General features: G+C 58.9%; 21 protein-coding genes. 10 read left to right on the top strand and 11 right to left on the bottom strand.

From position 1 onward, the window contains the following. Positions 1 to 6: 6 nt before the first annotated feature. Complete coding sequence (gene sdhD, locus WNY37_RS02095) at positions 7 to 399, bottom strand: succinate dehydrogenase, hydrophobic membrane anchor protein (RefSeq protein ID WP_342971798.1); 393 nt, start codon at positions 397 to 399, stop codon at positions 7 to 9. A gap of 9 nt (positions 400 to 408) precedes the next feature. Further along, positions 409 to 810: a succinate dehydrogenase, cytochrome b556 subunit gene (sdhC, locus tag WNY37_RS02090; protein ID WP_342971797.1), complete on the bottom strand. Its 402-nt coding sequence runs from the start codon at positions 808 to 810 to the stop codon at positions 409 to 411. Between the two features lie 88 nt (positions 811 to 898). On the opposite strand from sdhC, the gene WNY37_RS02085 reads away from it, so the two are divergent. After that, positions 899 to 2,698 (top strand): DUF885 domain-containing protein, encoded by a 1,800-nt coding sequence (locus tag WNY37_RS02085; protein WP_342971796.1) that lies wholly within the window; start codon positions 899 to 901, stop codon positions 2,696 to 2,698. Continuing rightward, complete coding sequence (locus WNY37_RS02080; RefSeq protein WP_342971795.1) at positions 2,695 to 3,411, top strand: glutamine amidotransferase; 717 nt, start codon at positions 2,695 to 2,697, stop codon at positions 3,409 to 3,411. The genes WNY37_RS02085 and WNY37_RS02080 overlap by 4 nt, the downstream gene beginning before the upstream one ends. Here the strand turns inward: WNY37_RS02080 and WNY37_RS02075 are convergent. Next, entirely contained in the window at positions 3,408 to 4,187 is a 780-nt protein-coding gene (locus WNY37_RS02075) for an outer membrane beta-barrel protein (RefSeq protein ID WP_342971794.1), read from the bottom strand. The two genes, WNY37_RS02080 and WNY37_RS02075, sit on opposite strands and share 4 nt — an antisense overlap. Positions 4,188 to 4,340: 153 nt before the next feature. Between WNY37_RS02075 and WNY37_RS02070 the strand changes: the two genes are divergently transcribed. Then, positions 4,341 to 5,855, top strand: a complete 1,515-nt coding sequence (locus WNY37_RS02070) for a phosphomannomutase/phosphoglucomutase (RefSeq protein ID WP_342974863.1) — start codon at positions 4,341 to 4,343, stop codon at positions 5,853 to 5,855. Positions 5,856 to 6,251: 396 nt separating this feature from the next. On the opposite strand, the gene WNY37_RS02065 is transcribed toward WNY37_RS02070, so the two are convergent. Continuing rightward, positions 6,252 to 6,761: a J domain-containing protein gene (locus WNY37_RS02065; RefSeq protein WP_342971793.1), complete on the bottom strand. Its 510-nt coding sequence runs from the start codon at positions 6,759 to 6,761 to the stop codon at positions 6,252 to 6,254. 190 nt (positions 6,762 to 6,951) lie between these two features. On the opposite strand from WNY37_RS02065, the gene WNY37_RS02060 reads away from it, so the two are divergent. The 5 genes from WNY37_RS02060 (at position 6,952) to WNY37_RS02040 (ending at position 11,841) form a co-directional block, all read left to right on the top strand. Beyond that, a complete protein-coding gene (locus WNY37_RS02060) occupies positions 6,952 to 8,256 on the top strand; it encodes a UDP-glucose/GDP-mannose dehydrogenase family protein (RefSeq protein WP_342971792.1) in 1,305 nt (434 codons plus the stop codon). A 5-nt stretch (positions 8,257 to 8,261) separates the two neighbouring features. Then, complete coding sequence (locus WNY37_RS02055; RefSeq protein WP_342971791.1) at positions 8,262 to 9,209, top strand: UDP-glucuronic acid decarboxylase family protein; 948 nt, start codon at positions 8,262 to 8,264, stop codon at positions 9,207 to 9,209. Positions 9,210 to 9,222: 13 nt separating this feature from the next. Next, entirely contained in the window at positions 9,223 to 9,873 is a 651-nt protein-coding gene (fsa, locus tag WNY37_RS02050; protein WP_342971790.1) for a fructose-6-phosphate aldolase, read from the top strand. A gap of 132 nt (positions 9,874 to 10,005) precedes the next feature. Beyond that, entirely contained in the window at positions 10,006 to 11,004 is a 999-nt protein-coding gene (locus WNY37_RS02045; RefSeq protein ID WP_342971789.1) for an adenosine kinase, read from the top strand. Positions 11,005 to 11,091: 87 nt separating this feature from the next. Next, positions 11,092 to 11,841 carry a response regulator gene (locus WNY37_RS02040; RefSeq protein WP_342971788.1) on the top strand — a complete coding sequence of 250 codons (750 nt, stop codon included), beginning with the start codon at positions 11,092 to 11,094 and terminating at the stop codon, positions 11,839 to 11,841. A gap of 111 nt (positions 11,842 to 11,952) precedes the next feature. Here WNY37_RS02040 and WNY37_RS02035 read toward each other — a convergent pair whose 3' ends face one another. Both WNY37_RS02035 and WNY37_RS02030 read right to left on the bottom strand, forming a co-directional pair. Beyond that, a complete protein-coding gene (locus tag WNY37_RS02035; protein WP_342971787.1) occupies positions 11,953 to 12,555 on the bottom strand; it encodes a 2-hydroxychromene-2-carboxylate isomerase in 603 nt (200 codons plus the stop codon). 23 nt (positions 12,556 to 12,578) lie between these two features. Further along, the gene (locus WNY37_RS02030; RefSeq protein ID WP_342971786.1) at positions 12,579 to 13,304 is read right to left on the bottom strand and encodes an SDR family oxidoreductase; all 726 of its coding nucleotides are present in this window, start codon (positions 13,302 to 13,304) and stop codon (positions 12,579 to 12,581) included. A 50-nt stretch (positions 13,305 to 13,354) separates the two neighbouring features. Between WNY37_RS02030 and WNY37_RS02025 the strand changes: the two genes are divergently transcribed. Then, entirely contained in the window at positions 13,355 to 13,702 is a 348-nt protein-coding gene (locus tag WNY37_RS02025; protein WP_342971785.1) for a helix-turn-helix domain-containing protein, read from the top strand. Here WNY37_RS02025 and hslU read toward each other — a convergent pair. From hslU to WNY37_RS02010, 3 genes are read right to left on the bottom strand one after another with little or no spacing between them, the layout of a single operon-like run. Beyond that, positions 13,692 to 14,996 carry an ATP-dependent protease ATPase subunit HslU gene (gene hslU, locus WNY37_RS02020; protein ID WP_342971784.1) on the bottom strand — a complete coding sequence of 435 codons (1,305 nt, stop codon included), beginning with the start codon at positions 14,994 to 14,996 and terminating at the stop codon, positions 13,692 to 13,694. The genes WNY37_RS02025 and hslU overlap by 11 nt on opposite strands. After that, positions 14,996 to 15,562: an ATP-dependent protease subunit HslV gene (hslV, locus tag WNY37_RS02015; RefSeq protein WP_342971783.1), complete on the bottom strand. Its 567-nt coding sequence runs from the start codon at positions 15,560 to 15,562 to the stop codon at positions 14,996 to 14,998. Before hslV ends, hslU begins: the two co-directional genes overlap by 1 nt. A 51-nt stretch (positions 15,563 to 15,613) precedes the next feature. After that, positions 15,614 to 17,560: a bifunctional diguanylate cyclase/phosphodiesterase gene (locus WNY37_RS02010; RefSeq protein WP_342971782.1), complete on the bottom strand. Its 1,947-nt coding sequence runs from the start codon at positions 17,558 to 17,560 to the stop codon at positions 15,614 to 15,616. Between the two features lie 163 nt (positions 17,561 to 17,723). Here WNY37_RS02010 and hisB point away from each other — a divergent pair, with 163 nt between their 5' ends. Then, entirely contained in the window at positions 17,724 to 18,320 is a 597-nt protein-coding gene (gene hisB / locus WNY37_RS02005) for an imidazoleglycerol-phosphate dehydratase HisB (protein WP_342971781.1), read from the top strand. Here hisB and WNY37_RS02000 read toward each other — a convergent pair whose 3' ends face one another. Continuing rightward, positions 18,321 to 18,911, bottom strand: a complete 591-nt coding sequence (locus WNY37_RS02000; RefSeq protein WP_342971780.1) for a class I SAM-dependent methyltransferase — start codon at positions 18,909 to 18,911, stop codon at positions 18,321 to 18,323. It lies immediately after the preceding gene. Positions 18,912 to 18,961: 50 nt separating this feature from the next. After that, positions 18,962 to 20,398: an amidohydrolase gene (locus WNY37_RS01995; RefSeq protein ID WP_342971779.1), complete on the bottom strand. Its 1,437-nt coding sequence runs from the start codon at positions 20,396 to 20,398 to the stop codon at positions 18,962 to 18,964. Positions 20,399 to 20,426 lie beyond the last annotated feature (28 nt).

Genomic DNA, 20,426 nt, shown 5'->3' with positions numbered 1-20,426 from the left:
GGCGCCTCAGGCGCCTGCCGAAATCCAGATTTTCAGAACCGAAAGCGCCGTTGCTGCAAACAGTCCGAGCGTGACGAACGTATTGAGAATGAGCAGGGTCTGCTTCATGCCCGCCTTTGCGATATAGTCTTCGATGACGGTCTGCATACCAAGACGCATGTGATAAAACGCAGCGCCAAGGGTGAGGATCATCAGGATCGCATTCCACGGGGCCGACAGGAATTCGACCGCGCCCGCATAGCCAGAGCGGCTGGCGGCGATGACCGCATAGAGAAACCACGGAACGAGAAAGACCAGCGCAATCGCTGAGACGCGCTGGCGAATGTAATGATCCGTGCCAGACTTGGCCGACCCAAGACCGCGGGCTGCGGCGGCTGGCGTTTCAAAATTGGTGCTCATATCCGCCTCCTAGAACAGGTTCGTCGCGAGCGACCAGATTGTCGCGGCGGCAAGGATTGAGATGGCGAAGTTGAAGACCGACCAGCCGCTGGCCGCTTTCGGGCTGAAACCGGCTTTCGGGCCATCCCACAACATGTGGCGTATCCCATTGACCAGATGAAACAGGACAGACGCCAGCCAGAAGAAGAGCAGGATCTGCCCAACCGGGTGAAGCATGATGCCTTCAACGGTCCCGTATGCGTCCGGGCCTGCCGCTATGGCGATCACCCAGGCACTGACGAGAAAGGCGCCGATATAGTTGCCGACGCCTGTAACGCGATGAAAAATTGATGCGGCCATCGTCCAGTGCCACTTCCACACCTGCAGGTGTGGTGACATCGGGCGGGGATCAGTCCACTCTGAACCTGACATTCTTTAGCTCCCGAACCTTCTGCTTGCTATGACGCGTTCTAGATTGGTCAATGAGCGTGTCAACGCAGCAAGAGAGGCAGTGACCGTCATGAATAAAGCGATTTGGGCCGCAATTGGCTGTTTGACACTGGCGGTAAATGCCGCCGCGCAGGCACCAGATGAGAGCGCCATGCCGGCGGTCGATCAGGATGAGACAGCCCTGGAGGGTGTGGCCGCCGACTATGAAGCGCTAGTGCTGTCCGCCAGTCCGGGCGCTCAGGCCCGCGCCGAACAGCGCGCACAGGAGCGTTGGCCAGACGTCTCTCCCGAGCACATTGCGAGCCTTGCCGCCGAAGCCCGGATCCTCAAAGGCAAGCTGTTGGCGATGGAAGACCAATCTTCCCCCGAATGGGCGATTCTGTCGCACCTGCTGGAGCAGCTCATCATGGCGGACCAGTTCGACGAGGCCCGGATTCCCTTCACCGGCGACTGGGGGTTTCATGCTGGCCCTTACTTTGAAGTTATGCAGCTGCGCATACGGACAGAAGAAGATGCGGAGGCCTGGATTAAGCGTCTGAACGATCTGCCGCGCTATTTCGACGATCATGTCAGCAATATGCGCCGAGGGATCCGCACCGGCTGGACCTCTCACGGAGACCCGCTTGCGACGACGATCAGCCAGATCCGCGAACAGGTCGTCGAAGACCCCGAAGACAGCCCGTTCTGGACGCCGTTCGAAACGCTGCCGGATCGAATTGACCCGGACACCCAGGCCGCAATCAGGAAAACAGGCCGGTTGGCGGTCGCAAACGCTGTCGACGCCTATGCCGATCTGCTGACCTTCATGGAAACCGAATACGCCCCGCATGCGCGGGCCAATCCAGGCATCGTTTCGCTACCCGGCGGCCAGGAATATTATGATGCCGCCATTCGCGATCACACGGCGGGGGCAGGCTATACGCCCGGCGAAATTCACGAACTCGGCCAGCGGGAGGTCGCCCGCATCCGCACGGAGATGGAGGCCATCCTTGATGAGCTCGACTATCCCGGCACCTTCGAGGAGTTTCTGAAATTCCTGCGCACCGATCCGCAATTCTATGCAACGAGCGCCGAAGACCTGCTCGAGAAAGCGTCTCGCATCTCCAAACGGCTCGATGCGATCCTGCCTGAATATTTCGGTACACTGCCACGCCTCACTTACGGCGTGGAGCCTGTTCCGGACGATATCGCGCCCGGCTATACGACAGGACGTTATTCCGGCGGCGATCCGGAGGAAGGCAAGGCAGGCACCTATCTCGTCAATACCTATGCGCTCGACCAGCGCCCCCTCTATGAGCTGCCGGCGCTGTCTGCCCATGAAGCCGTGCCCGGTCACCATCTGCAGATTTCACTGGCCCAGGAGCTGGAAGGCGTGCCTCGCTACCGCCAGCAATATTACGCGACCGCCTTTGGCGAAGGCTGGGGGCTGTACGCCGAGAAGCTCGCTGGCGAGGCTGGCATCTACCAGACGCCGTATGAGCGGTTTGGCCAGTTGTCCTATGAGATGTGGCGCGCCTGCCGCCTCGTCGCCGACACGGGAATGCATTGGTATGACTGGTCACGCGAAGAAGCCGAAGCCTGCTTTGTCGAGAATTCCGCCCTCGCCCCGCTCAACATCAAGACAGAAGTCACCCGCTATATTGGCTGGCCCGGGCAGGCGACCGCCTACAAGGTGGGGGAGCTGAAAATCCTCGAGCTTCGTCAGCGGGCCAAGGATGCGCTCGGCGACGATTTCGATATTCGCGCATTTCACGACGCACTGCTGGGACAGGGCTCCATGCCGCTCGACGCGCTCGATCTGCAGATTGATCAATGGATTGCGGGCGAACTCGACACAGCCAGCGAACCGGACGACACGCAAACCCCATGAGACTGACCATTATCGAAACCGGCCTGCCGCCCGAGACACTGCGCGGCGACTGGCCGAATTATCCCTCCATGTTTCACGACTTTCTGGCCCCGCACCTGCCAGGGCTTGAAACGGAAACGGCATCTGTCGTGACAGGCGGCGACTTTCCCGATCTCGACACGACCGAAGCGATCCTCGTCACCGGCTCTGCGGCGGGCGTCTATGAGCATCACCCGTGGATGCAGCCACTGTTCAATTTCATCCAGCGCGCCGCAGCCAAGGGTGTGCCCCAGATCGGGGTCTGCTTTGGCCATCAAGCGATCGCAAAGGCGCTCGGCGGACGTGTCGAAAAGTCCGATAAAGGGTGGGGAATCGGCCGGCACACCTACGAAATCTGTGCGCGCCCGGACTGGATGGAAAACTATTCAGGCGACACATTCTCTCTCGGTGTCAGCCATCAGGACCAGGTGCAGTCCCTACCCCCCGGCGCGCACATCGTCGCCGCGTCAGACTTCACCCCTTATGCCGCCCTTGATTACGGCGCCGTGCCCGCGATCAGCTTTCAGGGCCACCCTGAATTTTCAAGCGGTTTCAGCTGCGCACTTTATAATGTCCGGCGTGGAACGGCGTTCACTGATGAGCGTGTTGACGAGGCCTGTGACAGCCTCGCCAACCCGGTTGATAATGCGCAAGTCGGCCTGTGGATGGCCAATTTTCTCAGGCTGCGTCTTTAGAGACTGTCGAAGCGGTAGCGTGCGCCAATCGCAAAAATGTGGGACTGGTTTTCTATCTCCAGCGTTCCCGGGAAAAGCTGGTTCTGAAACTCGACGTCCTCGGTGGCTCGGTAAGTGTACTCGCCAAAGATGCCCCAATTATTACTGAGAGCGTATGTGGCACCGGCTCTGGCCTGATAAGCAAACTTGCCTTCACTCCCATCAATGACGCCGATATTGGACGGCTTGTAGGTCACGTCGACATCGGAATAACCGATACCAACGCCGAGATACGGCTCGATGGTACCGCCTCGATTGAAGTCATAATAGGCATTGACGAAGATCGCCGTATTGGTGATTTCGCCCTGCCCGTCTGCGACGACATCCGCGACGGACACACCGAGGGCCGTTGGCGAACCGGCAATCGAAGCAGCGTCAAGCGAACCGATATCACCGCCACCGAGCGTTACGCCCGAATGGGTATCGACGTCAGCGCCCGTGCGGGCGATCTCGATACCAGACCGCCAGCCGCTATCGTATCGCAGACCGGCCTCCAGCGCGTAGGACACACCCGATTCAAACTCCGTATTCCAGCCATATGGCGTGCCATCGGCGACGTCGAGCGTTGAGCCGTCGCCAAGGTTACCTGTCGTGAAAGCGCCGGTCTGGCCGGAATTGTCAGAGTCCGACTGAGTGTTCACACCGACAGAGCCGCCGATATACCAGCCATCAGCGTGTGCGGCGGCTCCTATCGGAGCGAACGCTAGTAAGAGTGCAAGAATTTTTCTGTTGTACATGACAGTTTCTCCCGATTTCCGATTTAGTTCTCTCTGCCCCAACCTGGAGTTAGGCCAGACGCACATGCCGGCAAGCGCGTACGCCTTGCTTATCGTTCACAATAACGTCAGTAAGATCGTGCTATGATGTAGTCACAGGAGACCCGGCCTATGATGCCGAAGCCGCGCGCCGATATCGCCCCGAATTCAATTGAGTTTGAAACCCTGCCGCTGGTGAAGCCGACCGGATTTCGCGAATATGATGCCCGGTGGTGGTTCGGCGTTCCCGGCCACGAGAAACCGCCCGAGCTAAATCTGCTCGGCGTCGAGGCGCTCGGTCTTGGCATGGCGACGCTATTTCATGAGCTGGGCGTGACGCCAAAGGTCGTCACCGGCCATGACTACCGGTCAATCTCGCTGTCGATCAAGAATGCCCTGAAACTCGGCCTCGTCGCAGGCGGATGCGAGGTGCTCGATGTCGGCCTTGCACTCTCTCCGATGGTTTACTGGTCGCAGTTCGAGCTTGAGGCCGACTGCTGCGCCATGGTCACCGCGAGCCATAATGAAAACGGCTGGACCGGCGTGAAAATGGGCGCGAACAAACCGCTCACCTTCGGTCCGGAGGAAATGGGCCGCTTGAAAGAGATTGTGCTCAATGGCGACTTCCAGCCCCGCGCGGGCGGCGGCAGCTACCGCGTCGACGATATGCGCGAGAAGTACATTCAATCGGTGTCCGAGGGCGTCCAGCTGAAGCGCAAGATCAAGGTCATCGCGGCCTGCGGAAACGGCACGGCGGGCGCGTTTGCCCCGGACGCGCTGCGGGCCATGGGCGCTGAAGTGGTGGAGATGGACTGCGATCTCGACAACACATTTCCGAAATACAATCCAAACCCCGAAGACAGCGAAATGCTGCACGCCATGGCCAAGGCCGTGAAGGACCTCGGCGCAGACGTTGCGCTTGGTTTCGACGGCGATGGCGACCGCTGCGGCGTTGTCGACAATACGGGCGAGGAAATCTTTGCTGACAAGATCGGTCTGATGCTTGCCCGAGACCTGTCCAGAGTGCATCCGGGCGCGAATTTCGTTGTCGATGTGAAGTCCACAGGCCTTTACAAGACCGACCCCGTTCTAAAAGAGAATGGATCAAGCGTCGATTATTACAAGACCGGCCATTCCTACATCAAAAGGCGCACAACCGACCTTGGCGCGCTCGCCGGTTTCGAGAAATCGGGCCACTTCTTCTTCCGCCCACCCATCGGCCTTGGCTATGATGATGGCATCGTCGCCGCCGGCGCGATCCTGCAGATGCTGGACCGCAATCCCGACAAGACAATGGCGGACCTCAAGTCGGAACTGGGCGTCGCTTACACGTCTCTCACCATGTCGCCGCACTGCGATGATGAGCTGAAATACGGCATCGTGGACAAGATGGTCGCTGAATATGAAGGCATGGCGGGTGGCGAGATCCTCGGCCGCAAAGTCGTTGACGTAAATACGGTGAACGGCGCGCGCGTCACGCTAGACGACGGCTCCTGGGTGCTGGTCCGGGCATCGTCAAACAAGCCGGAGCTGGTCGTCGTGGTCGAAAGCCTTCAGTCCGAGGATGACATGCGAGACCTCTTCCACAAGGAAGTAAAACCTCGCCTCGGAAAACACCCTGAGGTTGGGGACTACAATCAGGAAATCTAGCTGTCCGGCCGTGATCGACCGCTAGAGCGAAGCGTCTTCTGAAGCTCGACCTCGCAGGCTTCAATTGTGGGTCTGCATTCCCTGTGACACTTGTTGTGCGGCGGGGGCCCACATTGTGAATTGAGATCACGCCACCCAACACACTGATCTGTGGCAGGGTTTCGATACCCGGGCCCTCCCTTGCACCCGCACCCCTTGCATCGGATGGCACATTCGCCCGCTTGTGCGCGCATCTCGGCAATCTGTTTCGCAGTCGAGGCATCAGCTTGCAGGCATTCTTGGCCATGTCCTTCGCCGACAAATAGCCAGACAGCGAAGATCGCAACCACTATCGCGATAAATCGGGTCATCCGGCAGCTCCCAATACCCTTTACATCAACCGTTGGCTTCTAACCCTCAAGTGTTTTGCACCAACCAGTCATAGGCTTCATTGATGGCGCTCATGCGTGCGCTCGCTTTGCGACGGGCCGTGTCGGAATGTGCAGACGACGCAAACTGGTCAGGGTGAAATTTCTTGGCAAGCTTCCGGTAGGTTGAACGCAGCGCTTTCGCATCCGGCTGCCCGGACAGCCCCAGCGTCCGAAGGTGCGCCTTTCGCGGTGTGTCTGGCGGCGGTGGAACCGGAGGCGGAGGAGGAGGGGGCGGCGGCGAAGATGACCGCGTCTTGCTCGAGGCGTCCGAAAACGCTCTTGCAAATCGCGCTGAATACGGACCCCAGTCCCGCTCCATACCGGCCCGGGCCCGGGACTCGAAACGCAGCTCTTCGCCGGCGCGCTCGGCAGGCATCGCATTTGCCAGCTTACGGCCCGTCCAGGTCCCGACCTTTTTCAGAATCGGCCAGCCGAGATAGACGAGGGCAAATAGCACCTGCGCGACAAGAATAGGAAGATACGTTGTCCAGAACACGATTTTATCCTGTCTGGCCCAGCTACGGCCATATAAGGCATCAATTATGCGCCCGGACGGAATAATCCCTGATTAGGCAAATCGATGAAATTTCACCCTGTTCGCCCTGCCCACCGCTCTTGACCTTTCAGCATAAAAATCGCACCCCTCCGGGCACTTCGAAGGCGTTGACTAAAACAGGACGAATTCCATGCACGTGGCGATGATTGGAACAGGCTATGTGGGCCTGGTGAGTGGGGCGTGTTTCGCCGATTTCGGCCATGTCGTCACATGCGTTGACAAAGATGCGGCAAAGATTGAGCGCCTGAAGAAAGGCGAGATCCCGATATACGAGCCGGGCCTTGATGATCTTGTCGCTCAGAATGTCAGCGCTGGACGTCTTCACTTCACCACCGAAGCCGAGGACGCCATCGCGCAAGCGGATGCTGTTTTCATCGCGGTCGGGACACCAAGCCGGCGCGGTGACGGCCATGCAGACCTGTCATACGTCTATGCGGCTGCCGAAGAGATTGCATCGCTGATGGATGGCTTCACTGTTGTCGTCACCAAGTCGACCGTCCCTGTTGGCACGGGCGATGAAGTCGAGGCCATCATCCAGAAAACCAGGTCGGATGCCGACTTTGCTGTGGTTTCCAATCCGGAATTCCTGCGCGAAGGCGCCGCCATCAAGGACTTCAAGATTCCGGACCGGGTTGTCGTCGGCACCGAAAACGAGCGCGCCCGTGAGGTGATGCGGGAACTTTACCGCCCGCTCTTCCTCAATGAGACTCCAATCCTGTTCACCAGCCGGCGCACCTCAGAGCTGATCAAATACGCCGCCAACGCTTTCCTCGCTGTGAAGATCACCTTCATCAACGAAATGGCAGACCTCTGCGAGGCGGTTGGCGCGAATGTTCAGGAAGTCTCCCGCGGTATTGGTCTTGATGGCCGGATTGGACGCAAATTCCTGAATGCCGGGCCCGGTTATGGCGGCTCCTGCTTCCCGAAAGATACGCTGGCCCTGACCAAGACGGCGAATGATTACAAGACGCCGGTTCGCATCGTCGACACGGTGGTTGAGGTCAATGCCGCCCGCAAGAAAGCCATGGCGGACAAGATCATCAAGGCGATGGGCGGCGACGTCAAAGGCAAGACGATCGGCATCCTTGGCCTCGCTTTCAAGCCGAATACGGACGACATGCGCGATGCCCCATCGCTCGACATCATTCCGGCGCTGATCGAAGCGGGCGCGGCGGTGAGAGCCTACGACCCGGAAAGCATGCATGAAGCGCAGAAGCTGATGACTGGTCTCGACTATGCCGAGAATGCCTATGGCGCGATCGACGGGGCCGATGCCATGGTCATCATCACTGAATGGGACCAGTTCCGCGCGCTTGATCTCGACCGGGTCAAGGACGCACTGAACACCGACATCGTGGTTGATCTCCGCAACATCTACTCACCGGAAGACATGGCGAAGCGCGGCTTCAAATATATCAGCGTCGGGCGGCCATAGCGCGCATGCATCTCGCCCCCCGCATCCTTGTCACAGGTGGTGCCGGCTTCATCGGCTCCTTCCTCTGTGAACGCCTGCTGGACCAGGGCGCAGAGGTGCTTTGCGTCGATAATTTCTTTACCGGCACGCGGTCAAATGTGGCTCATTTGCTGGACAATCCGCGCTTTGAGCTGATGCGCCACGACGTGACCTTCCCGCTCTTCGTCGAGGTGGACCAGATCTACAATCTCGCCTGCCCAGCAAGTCCGGTTCACTACCAGTTCGACCCCGTCCAGACCACCAAGACCAGCGTGCATGGCGCGATCAACGTCCTCGGCCTCGCCAAGCGCGTCAGGGCGAAAATCCTCCAGGCTTCGACGTCTGAAGTGTATGGCGACCCCGAGGTTCATCCGCAGCGCGAGGAGTATTGGGGCAATGTGAACCCGATCGGGCCGCGTTCCTGCTATGATGAGGGCAAGCGCTGCGCCGAAACGCTGTTCTTCGACTATCACCGCCAGCATGGGACCGAGATCAAGGTCGCCCGGATTTTCAATACCTATGGCCCGCGGATGCATCCGAACGACGGCCGTGTGGTTTCAAACTTCATCATGCAGGCCCTGCGCGGCGATGACATCACGCTTTACGGCGACGGAAAGCAGACACGAAGCTTCTGCTTCGTTGACGATCTCGTTGATGGGCTGTTGGCGTTGATGCAAACCGGTCCCGATGTGACCGGGCCGATCAATCTTGGTAATCCGGTCGAGTTTACAATTCGGGAGCTGGCAGAACTCGTAATTGAGTTGACGGGGACCGGCTCGACACTTGTTCACAAACCGCTGCCGCAGGATGATCCACGCCAGCGCCAGCCCGATATCACCCGCGCCAAGCAAACGCTTGGCTGGGAGCCGACGGTGAAGCTTCGCGACGGCCTGGACAAAACCATCGCCTATTTCAGGCAGCTGACAAACGTCTAAAGGAGACCTGCACATGAAATTCTTCGTCGACACCGCAGACACTGCCGAGATCAAGGACCTTGCCGCAACAGGTCTCATCGACGGCGTAACGACCAATCCGTCTCTCATTGCAAAATCAGGCCGAAACTTTGCTGAAGTGATTGAGGAAATCTGTGGCCTGACGGACGGCCATGTCAGCGCCGAGGTCGTGGCAACCGATTACGAGACCATGATCAGCGAAGGCAAGAAGCTTCAGGCGATCGCGTCGAACGTCGCTGTAAAGCTACCGCTGACCATGGATGGCTTGCGCGCCTGCCGCACGCTCGCCGATGCGGGCACAGCGGTCAATGTGACGCTCTGCTTCTCTGCCAATCAGGCCCTGCTCGCCGCAAAAGCCGGCGCCGCCTATATCTCGCCTTTCATCGGGCGCCTGGACGATATCAATGTCGACGGCATGGAGCTGATCGAGGACATCCGGACGATCTATGACAACTACATGTTCGAGACCGAAATCCTCGCCGCATCTATCCGCAGCGCAAACCATGTGAAGCTGTCGGCCCTTGCCGGCGCCGACGTCGCAACCGTGCCGCCAAACGTGCTGAAGGGCCTCGTCAACCACCCGCTCACCGACAAGGGTCTCGCCGCTTTCCTCGCTGATGCGGAAAAAGGCGGCGTAAAGGTCTAGCCCTCGAGGACTGCTGGGCGCGGCCGGGCAAACAGATTGTCGATGCGCACCGCTGCGACAAACCTGCGACCTGTGCTTGCGTCCACCGGCGAGGTCTGCAAATCCCCCCTGAGCTGACTGGAAGAGGTTGATGTGGCTGAAATTCTTTATGACGTCGTCGGACTGGGCAATGCGATTGTCGACATAATTGCACCGGTTGAGGACAGCTTCCTTGATCGCTTCAATATCCGCAAGAATGGCATGACGCTGATCGACGAGGCCCGCGCCGACGCGCTTACCGCTGCCGCCCCGGACGCCAAGCAGCTTTCAGGTGGCTCGGGCGCGAATACCATTGTCGGCGTCGCGAGCTTTGGCGGGTCCGCCGCCTATATCGGCAAGGTTTTCGATGATCCCCTCGGCGCTGTCTTCCGCCGGGACATGAATGCAAGCGGAATTCCGTTCGACACACCGCCGCTCGAAGACGGGCCCGCCACGGCACGCTCCATCATCTTTGTGACCCCGGACGGTGCCCGCAGCATGAACACCTATCTCGGCGCATCGGTTCTGTTCGGACCTGACGATGTCCAGGCTGACGTCGTGAAAGCCGGTGCCATCTTGTACCTTGAAGGCTACCTGTTCGACGAAGAAGCGGCCAAGGAAGCGTTCATTCACGCCTCCGAGATTGCAAAGGCTGCAGGACGGCGCGTCGCCCTTACACTTTCCGACAGCTTCTGCGTTGAGCGCCACCGCGAGAGTTTCCTTCACCTGATCCGCAATCACGTCGATATCCTGTTTGCCAATGAAGACGAGCTTCTCTCGCTTTATCAGACCGATGACTTTGACACTGCTGTCGACAAACTGCGTTCCGATACGGCACTCGCTGCCGTCACACGGTCAGAAAAAGGCTCCGTTGTCATCGGCGACGGCGAGCCGATCAGCATTCCTGCCGAGCCAGTCGATAAAGTGGTCGATACCACCGGCGCTGGCGACCAGTATGCTGCCGGCTTCCTGTTAGGCCTGTCGCGTGAATTGCCCTTGGCGCTCTGCGCAAAACTTGGCCATCTCGCAGCGGCCGAAGTGATCTCTCATTACGGACCCCGCCCGGATGTCGCCTACGAGACCCTCGCGAAATCCGCTGGAATTACCTATTAATTTACCATCCCAACTGCAGGTTATTGTGCGAAGACAATAAGAATTGTGCGATAGAAAAAATCGCGCCTGCAGAAGGCTGGAAAATGAATGGGTGTTGCAGAGCAACTTGAACAAGAGCTGCCCTACCTTCGCCGTTACGCACGCGCCGTAACCGGTAGCAGCGAGCATGGAGACGGCCTGGTCGAAGGCGTCATATCCGACCTGTTTTCCGCCAATGACGAACCCATTGATCGCATTCGACTATTCGCCATGCTCGATGGCAAAGTGTCCGATGTCGATGGCGGCTCCGAAACCAACACCGCTCATGCGCTCTCCTCTGTTGCGCGGCGGGCGCTGCTCCTGACAGCGATGGAGGGGTTTGCCCCAACGGATGCTGCATCGATCATGGGTGTCGGTGAAGATACGCTATCGGATTATATTGCCGAGGCTGAAGACGAGCTTACATCCTCGCTCGCCACGGACGTCTTCGTGATGGAAGATGAGCCGCTTGTCGCAGCCCATATCGCCCAGATTGCGACTCAGATGGGTCATCGCGTTATTGGTCAGGCCATAACCCATAAGGATGCGGTCGAAGCGTGTCTTGCCAATCCCCCATCGCTTTTGCTCGCCGATGTCCAGCTTGCTGACGGTTCATCCGGCGCGGACGCCGCCGCTGAGATAACGGCCGCGCTCGGGATTCCGGTTATCTTCATTACCGCATATCCCCAGCGTCTGCTCAAAGGCGTGCAGGGTGAACCCGCCTTTCTGATCGCCAAACCCTTCCGGCCGGATATGGTGAAAGCTGTCATCAGCCAGGCGCTGATGCTGCAGGCATCGGGCTCGCTGGCAAAAAAATAACCGACGCGGGAGGCGCCGGTTAAAGTGGTGTCATCGAAGCTGGAGAATTAATGCTTCACCTGTCCTATGCGGACCGCGCCAAAACCGTTCCAATTTTTTTCATATTAAATTTCAGGCCTGCTCCAGCGCCTCCTTGGCGTAGTCCAATCTATCGTGACCGAAGAACATATCTTCCCCCACGAAAAAGGTCGGTGCGCCAAAGGCGCCGCGCTCGATAGCGCCGTCAGTGTTGGCTTTCAGGCCGGCTTTCGTCTCGTCTGACTCCGCCAGGGCGAGGATCTGGTCTGCGTCAAATCCGGCGTCTGTACACATGTCACGAACCTGATCTGTATCATCCGTTTTCAGCGGTGTCGGCGCCGCCCAGACATGATGAAACACGGTCTCGATAAATCGCTTCTGCTCGTCCGGCGTGTCGGCGAGGCCAATCGCTGCCCGCAGCATGGGCCGGGTATTCATCATCGGAAAGTAGGGATTGAGCCTGAACGGAATGCCGTAGCGTCGGGTACAGCGTCCAAGGTCCACTGACATATAGGCTCCCTTGGCAGGGACCAGGCCCGGGGGGCGGTTACCCGTCGTCTGCATGACAGCCCCGAGGAACATCGGCTTGAACTGCGTGCGCGCGGCCAGATCGCCGAGCTCGGATGGCAAGGCATGAAAGGCCACATATGAAAAGGGGCTGATGAAGTCGAAAAAGAATTCGAGGGGCTTTGCCATATGCGGCTCCAATCTGTTTCAGGTCAGAAATTTTCCATCCATGGGCGCAGGTCGAGCTCATGGGTCCAGGCGCTGCGTTCCTGGTTGTGAAGCATCCAGTAGGCATCCGCGATCGCGTCCGGATTCAGGATACCGTCCTCATCCTTCAGCTTGTAACGATCTGGAAAATTATCGCGAATGAAGGCGGTATCAATCGCCCCATCAATGACGGTGTGGGCGACATGGATGCCTTTCGGCCCCAGCTCCCGCGCCATCGACTGGGCCAGCGCGCGAAGGGCAAATTTTGCGCTGGCGAACGCGGAAAACCCAGCGCCGCCGCGCATTGATGCGGTGGCACCGGTGAAAATAATCGTTCCTGCTTCGCGCGGGCTCATCACGCGAGCCGCCTCCCGCCCTGTCAGGAAGCCGGCAAAGGCCGCCATTTCCCAGACCTTGCGGTAAACGCGCGCTGTGGTTTCCGTGATCGGAAAGCGGACATTTGCTCCGATGTTGAAAACAGCGACCTCTACTGGCCCAACATCCTTCTCGATGCGGTCAAAGAGGGCGATCATCTGCTCTTCGTCGCGGGCATCACACCCAACGGCGAGGGCTTGTCGGCCAGACGCTTTGATTTCGGCGACGAGGGGCGCGGCCGCTTCCTCAGTGCGCCGAACGCAGACCGATGTGAAGCCTTCCCTGGCAAATCTTCGGGCAATTGCGCCGCCCGTCGCGTCACCGGCCCCTATAATTATCGCCGCTTGTTTAGTCATGTGTACGTTCCATTTTGGAACTTTAGCAAATCATATTATGACTTGTCATCATGAAATGGACCGATCTTGACGAAAACTGGTGCCCGGTGGCTCGAACCCTCACACTTGTGGGGGATCGGTGGACGCTGCTCATCCTGCGTGATTGCTTTTTGGGACGGTCGAAATTCGAGGAATTTGCCGAAACGACAGGCGCGACGCGGCACATCCTTTCTTCAAGGCTGAAACGTCTTGTGACCGCCGGCGTGCTTGAGCGGCGCCCCTATCAGGACCGCCCGAAGCGATACGAATATGTGCTGACCGAAAAAGGCGAGGAGTTCGGCCCCGCCCTTGTTGCATTCCGTGACTGGGGCAAGAAACACATGCCGGTCCGGCGCACAGCCACCGCGACTAAAGAATGAATTTCGACAGGTCGGTATTACCGGCAAGGTCAGCCAGCTGCGCTTCGACATAGTCAGCCGAAATCGTCACGGTTTCCCCGGACCGGTCAGGTGCCGTGAAACTTATCTCATCAAGCAGACGCTCCAGAACAGTCTGAAGGCGGCGCGCCCCGATATTCTCGACGGAATCGTTCACGCGAACGGCAATATCCGCAAGCGCATCTATAGCGGCGTCCTCAAAGACCAGCGTGACGCCTTCGGACTGCATCAGCGCTTCATGCTGCTTGATGAGCGAGGCTTCTGGCTCAACCAGGATTCGGCGCATATCGTCCCGCGACAGCGCTTTCAGCTCCACCCGGATTGGCAAGCGGCCCTGAAGTTCCGGCAACAGATCAGACGGTTTCGAAACGTGGAACGCGCCTGAGGCAATAAACAGGATGTGGTCTGTGCGCACTGGCCCACGCTTTGTCGACACAGTTGTCCCTTCAATGAGCGGGAGAAGGTCGCGCTGGACGCCTTCACGGCTGACATCCGCGCCGCTACGGCCACTGGACCCGGCAACCTTGTCGATCTCATCCAGGAATACGATACCGTCAGATTCGACAATACGAACGGCTTCGCGCGTCACGCTTTCTTCGTCGATCAGCTTGTCTGCCTCTTCGGCGATAAGCGGTTTGTAGGCATCCCGGACGGTGGTCTTCACGCGCTTGGTGCGCCCGCCCATCGCTTTTCCGAGCAGATCACCAAGATTGACCATGCCCATGGACCCGCCGGCTCCGGGCATGTCCATCATCGGCATTGGATTGCTGGTGTCAGCGAGTTCAATATCGATATCCTTGTCATCAAGCTCGCCATCGCGAAGCTTGCGGCGGAACACTTCGCGCGTCGATGACTGCGCGTCTTCGCCAACAAGAGAATCAAGGAGACGTTTTTCGGCGGCTTCACGGGCCTGGTCCTCTACCGTCTTGCGGCGCTGATCCCTGACCATGCCGACGGCCGATTCCACAAGATCGCGAATGATCTGCTCAACGTCGCGCCCGACATAGCCAACTTCGGTAAACTTGGTCGCCTCGACCTTGAGGAATGGCGCATTGGCAAGCTTGGCGAGCCGGCGCGAAACCTCGGTCTTACCGACACCCGTCGGGCCGATCATCAGGATGTTCTTCGGCGTGATCTCGTCGCGCAGCTCTTCGGGGGCCTGCTTGCGGCGCCAGCGGTTACGCAGCGCGAGGGCGACAGCGCGTTTGGCATCGCCCTGGCCAACAATGTGACGGTCCAGCTCGGACACGATTTCCTTGGGGGTGAAAACAGTCATTATGATTTCAGTTCCAGTTTTTCGACCGAGAAGTTGCTATTCGTGTAAACGCAGATATCCGATGCGATCTCCATCGCGCGGCGGCCCAGCGTTTCGGCATCCTTCTCGTATTCATAAAGCGCCCGCGCAGCCGACAGGGCATAATTTCCGCCCGACCCGACAGCGACAACATGATGCTCCGGCTCAAGCACATCGCCGGCGCCCGTAATCACGAGCGTCACGTCCTTGTCGGCGACGATCAGCAGCGCTTCCAGCTTCTGCAGATATTTCTCGGTGCGCCAGTCCTTGGCGAGTTCGACAGCGGCGCGCTGAAGCTGATTGGGGAAACGTTCAAGTTTCTGCTCAAGGCGCTCGAACAGGGTGAAAGCATCGGCCGTCGCCCCGGCAAAGCCTGCGAGAATATCGCCGCTACCAAGCCGGCGGACCTTGCGCGCATTCCCTTTCATGACCGTCTGTCCCATCGAGACCTGACCATCACTCATGAGAACGACGTGGTCCTCGGTGCGAACCGCGAGGATGGTCGTGCCATGCCAGAGCGGTGATTTTTCTTGATTATGTTCAGTCACGACCGGTGATGTGGCGCACCAGTGGCCTGTCCGCAAGAGGGAGAATGTGTCTTAGCTGGCCGCGGCGGTGTTTTTGGCCCGGTCTTCGTCGAGCATCAGGATGAACTTGTCGAGCGTCACAGGTGGGCTGTAGTAGAAGCCCTGATACTGGTCGCAGCCGCGGCGGCGCAGGAAGGCTTCCTGGGCTTCGGACTCAACGCCCTCCGCAACCGTTTCCATACCGAGCGTTTCCGCCATGCCGAGGATCATCTCGACAATCGCCGGCGCCTGCTTGTCCGTGTACAGGCCGGAAATGAACTGGCGGTCGATCTTGAAGACGTCGAATGGCAGGCGTCCGAGCATGGCAAGATTGGAATGACCCGTACCAAAGTCGTCGATGGCAAGCTTCACGCCCATCGATTTCAACGGCCCGATGACGTCTTTCAGGCGCTCCGGGTCCGTAACGGCCACACTCTCAGTGATCTCCAGCTGCAAAAGCTTTGGCGGCAGTCCTGCTTCGCTCATCGCACTGATGAACATGGAGCCGAGATCATCGGTCTCGAATTGAAGGGGAGAAACGTTGATCGCGACCGAAACGCCCGTGTGACCGAGCCTGTGCCACCGTGCCGCTGCACGGCATGACTGGCGGGCGATCTGCGCGCCGATGTCAGCGATCAGGCCCGTGGCCTCAGCAACTGGGATGAACACATTGGGTGACACAATGCGCCCGCTTTCGAGCTTCCAGCGCGCAAGCGCCTCGGCGCCCACAATGCGGCCTGTGCGAAGATCGATCTTCGGCTGGAAAACAGGAATGAAGCGTTTGTTCTCGACCGCGGCGCGGACTTCCGCCTCCAGGCGCTTTCGTGCCGCGTCCTGCCTGTCAAACTTGGGCGAATAGAATTGAAAAGCCGTGTTGTCGCTTCGCCGCGCCTGGAAAAGGGCCGACTCTGCGCGCTTGCGGATATCGGCCGGCGACTGGCCGTCCTCAGGGATCATCACGATGCCGACCGATGCGGGGACGCGGAATTTCTTGCCGGAAAGGTCGTATGGTGCGTTCAACGTATCGATCAGCTCGCGAACCAGGCGCATGATTTCTGGCCGCGCGCCAAGACCGTCAACCAGGATCGCGAACTCGTCAGACTGGAGCGCGAAGACTTTCCAGCTACCCGGCGGCAGCGCTTGGGCGCGCTCGCGCGATGCAACGAACTCCGCCACCCGGCGGCTCATCGAGACGTAGGATGCAGACCCCAGGGCGCTATCTGCGCTTTCGGAAATCTGCTGAATCGCGTCAGCGTCTATCAGGATATAGGCGGACGGGTCTTCGAACGCGGAGTTCGAGATCGTTTCGGTCAATTCCCGCGTCAGGCTGAGCGAGTTGCCAAGGCCGGTTCGCTCATCGGTATAGGCTGCATTGGTCAGCCGCGTGTTTTCAGCGCGTAACTTGTGAATGGCCTTGAACGTCGCGGCGCGAAGGTTTCGGAACTCTTCAAAGATCAGGCTCTTGGACGATCGCGATGATAGCCCCTGGGAAACGCGTTCCACCGTTTCAATGATCGACAGCGCCTGGATGGCGGTCACCTTCGCGAAATAATTTGTGACCGCAAAGGCAATCGCTGTCACCAGCAGAATTGCCGCGAGGAGCGCAGCGAGCGGCATGGGAAGAGCGCCCGAACTGAGGCGAAGCGAGACCAGATGCGCGATTGGCACGCCAGCATTTGTCACCGGATACACTTCACCCTTGTTCAGGATGACCGGGTCATTATTTCCAGCAATCAGATTGCCGTCCATGTCGAGAAGGACGACGCGGTCAGCGGCAAACCGCTCGACGGTCTGGCGTACCTGATCAATGTCTCCAGACACTAGGTCTGGCCGGATGGTGCGGACGAGGCGCTCGGCGATAATGTCGGACTGCTCTTCGCCCCGCTCATCGGCGGCGTAGACATAGATTCCAGCGAATCCGACGGACACGACAAAAGCTATCAGCGCTGCGCAAAGCGGCAACGCGACTTCAAACTTCATCTTCGCCACACGGCGGTTGAATTTTGATCGATTGGCCAGAAATTCTACTCGTCTGCGTGCACGCCCAGTGCGCCCCGACGATGACAATGCCCGCAATTCTTTAGAATTCCGTGAATGAATCTGTTGTATCTCTTTCGAATAAGACGATGTATCAGGCCGAATTATGAGTAAAAACCGTACAGCCACAGTCACGCGCACCACCCGCGAGACCGATATTACAGTAACCGTTGACCTCGACGGAACCGGCAAGTCGGACATCGACACAGGTGTCGGCTTCTTCGATCACATGCTGGATTCCCTGTCGCGTCACAGCTTCATCGACCTCACGGTGAAGGCGAAGGGCGACCTGCACATCGACTTTCACCACACGGTCGAGGATACGGGCATCGTTATCGGTCAGGCGATCATGAAGGCGCTGGGTGACTTTGCGGGTATTACGCGGTTTGGGCACGCCTACATCCCAATGGATGAGACGCTGAGCCGGGCCTCGATCGATCTCTGCAAGCGGCCTTATCTCATCTGGAAGGTGGAGTTCCGGCGCGACAAGATCGGCGATTTCGACACCGAGCTCTTCAAGGAGTTCTTCCACGCACTTTCCGGCAATGGCGGCATGTGCCTGCACGTCGAGAACCTCTATGGCGAAAACAACCACCACATCGCCGAGAGCTGCTTCAAGGCCACAGCCCGTGCGCTGCGCATGGCGGTGTCGCCGGACGAGCGCCTGCAAGGCAAGCCAGCGAGCACCAAGGGTAGTCTCTGATCAGCCGACCCTGCGACTGCGACCCAGTAGAACACTTCGACCGGCAGTCGACGGATCTTCAGGCACAAATTCAATGTTCGCAAAGCCGCCAGCTCCGAGGATCTCTCTGTATTCTTCTGGCGAAAGGCTAGCATGGAAGACAGGTTCGCCGCCAACGTGACCGCCAACCTCGCCTTCAGACGGTCCAACCGTTAGGAGTATTGCCCCGCCCGCTTTTACCCGGCTGCAAAGGCGTGGCAGAAGATTGCGCTGATCGTCGATGCTTAGATGAAAAAACGCGTCCCAGCTGCATATCCCGTCGAAGTTACCGTCGGCGAAAGACTGCCGCATGTCGCGCACTTGCCAGTTACCTCGAGGCTGGTTGACACGTGCCAGCGATATCATCGCCTCGCTATAGTCCGTCCCGACAAGATCATAACCGGCCCTCAGAAAATACGCGCCGATGGGCTCGCCCATTCCGCAACCGAGATCGAGCAAACGTCCGCCGACAGGCAAGCCATCCAAAAACTTATCCAGCCAGTTTTGTTCATAAAGGTCGCGCCTTCGCTGCCTTTGCCAAAAACCGGCCTGCCGCTCGTACACGTCTTTCATGCCTGCTTCTACAGGTGCAAATCCGGCATCCCTGACAGACATTGTCCGGACTACCTGCGATAGTCCAGCGGCGGGTCACGGTCTCCGAGGAGAGACTTGTACTCGTAATTCGGCCCGCGCTTGTCGTCGAACTCTTCCCAGGCGGCTTCGATCAGATCGTCATTCTGATAGAGCTCGATTGCTGCTGCGGTCAGCGTCTTTGCAGCAAGATCTGCACCCTTGTGGCCGATCGACATGCCGCTCGCCGCAACGGCTTGCCAGCTGTGAGCCGAGGTGCCCGGCACCCATGTCGCCGTGCGCAGACCGACCGTCGGCACCGCCCAGGAAACATCGCCCACATCTGTCGAGCCATAACCAAGTGAAATCTCGAAGGGCTGGATCTCCTTCTGCGAGCCAAGCTCAAGCGACGGGTTCTCAAAGCTCGTGGCAATCTCTTCAGCAAAGGTCTGCTCCTCGGCCGTGTAGCTGATACCGCCCAGGTCGCGCAGTTTCCCGTCCATCATTCGCGCCAGCGTCTCATTGACGAGAAGCGGATTGTTGCCGTGGATGACTTCCCAATCAACGGTCGTCCCGGTTCCCATGGCAGCACCTTCAGCAGCCTTTTCGAGCCGGGCCCAGATTTCGTCCACGCCATCTGCCTCAGGGTGGCGGACATAATAGAAAACCTCGGCAAAATCCGGCACCACGTTCGGCGCATTGCCGCCAGCGGTGATGACATAGTGCATGCGGGCATCCTGCGGCATGTGCTCATGCATCATGTTGGCCATCATGTTGAACGCCTCGACACCGTCCAGCGCCGAGCGGCCACGTTCCGGGGCGCCTGCCGCATGCGCCGAGATGCCATGAAAGCGGAATTTTGCCGAGCGATTGGCCAGCGACGTATTTGCTGCCGCGGAATTCTCGTCGTCCGGGTGCCAATGGAGCGCGATATCGACATCATCGAAAAGGCCGGCCCGCGTCATGTACACCTTGCCGCTGCCGCCTTCTTCGGCCGGCGTGCCATAGACCCGGATCGTCCCTTTTGTACCTGTGTCCTCAAGCCAGTGACGGATCGCGATGGCGGCGGAAACCGAACCGGCGCCGAAAAGGTTGTGGCCACAGGCCTGGCCTGCATGTTTGCCGTCCACCTGCTCGCGTGTCGGGGCCTGGCTCTGGTTGATCCCCGGCAGGGCGTCGAACTCGGCAAGAATGCCGATGACCGGCTCACCCGAGCCATATTCGGCGACAAATGCCGTCGGAATGCCGGCGACCCCTGCATTCACCTCAAAGCCTTCCCCGCTCAACGTGTCCTGCAGAAGCTTCGTCGATTGGGTCTCCTGGTAGCCAACTTCGGCCCAGTCCCAGAGCTTCGACGCGATCGTTCCTGTCAGTTCAGGGCGCTGGTTGACGAAGCTCGCCGCCTTGTCCGTATCTGGATCGGCCGCAGCAGGAAGCGCGAAACTGGCTGTCAGAAGGGATAATGACGCGGCAGCGATAGCAAGACGCATGTGGGGACACTCCTTGTTTGGTTGCGGC

Origin of the sequence: Henriciella sp. AS95 (genome assembly GCF_038900055.1) — a bacterium.
Lineage (GTDB): Bacteria > Pseudomonadota > Alphaproteobacteria > Caulobacterales > Hyphomonadaceae > Henriciella.
Note: the sequence above shows the minus strand (reverse complement) of the source record. Positions and strands in the feature narration are given on the sequence as shown.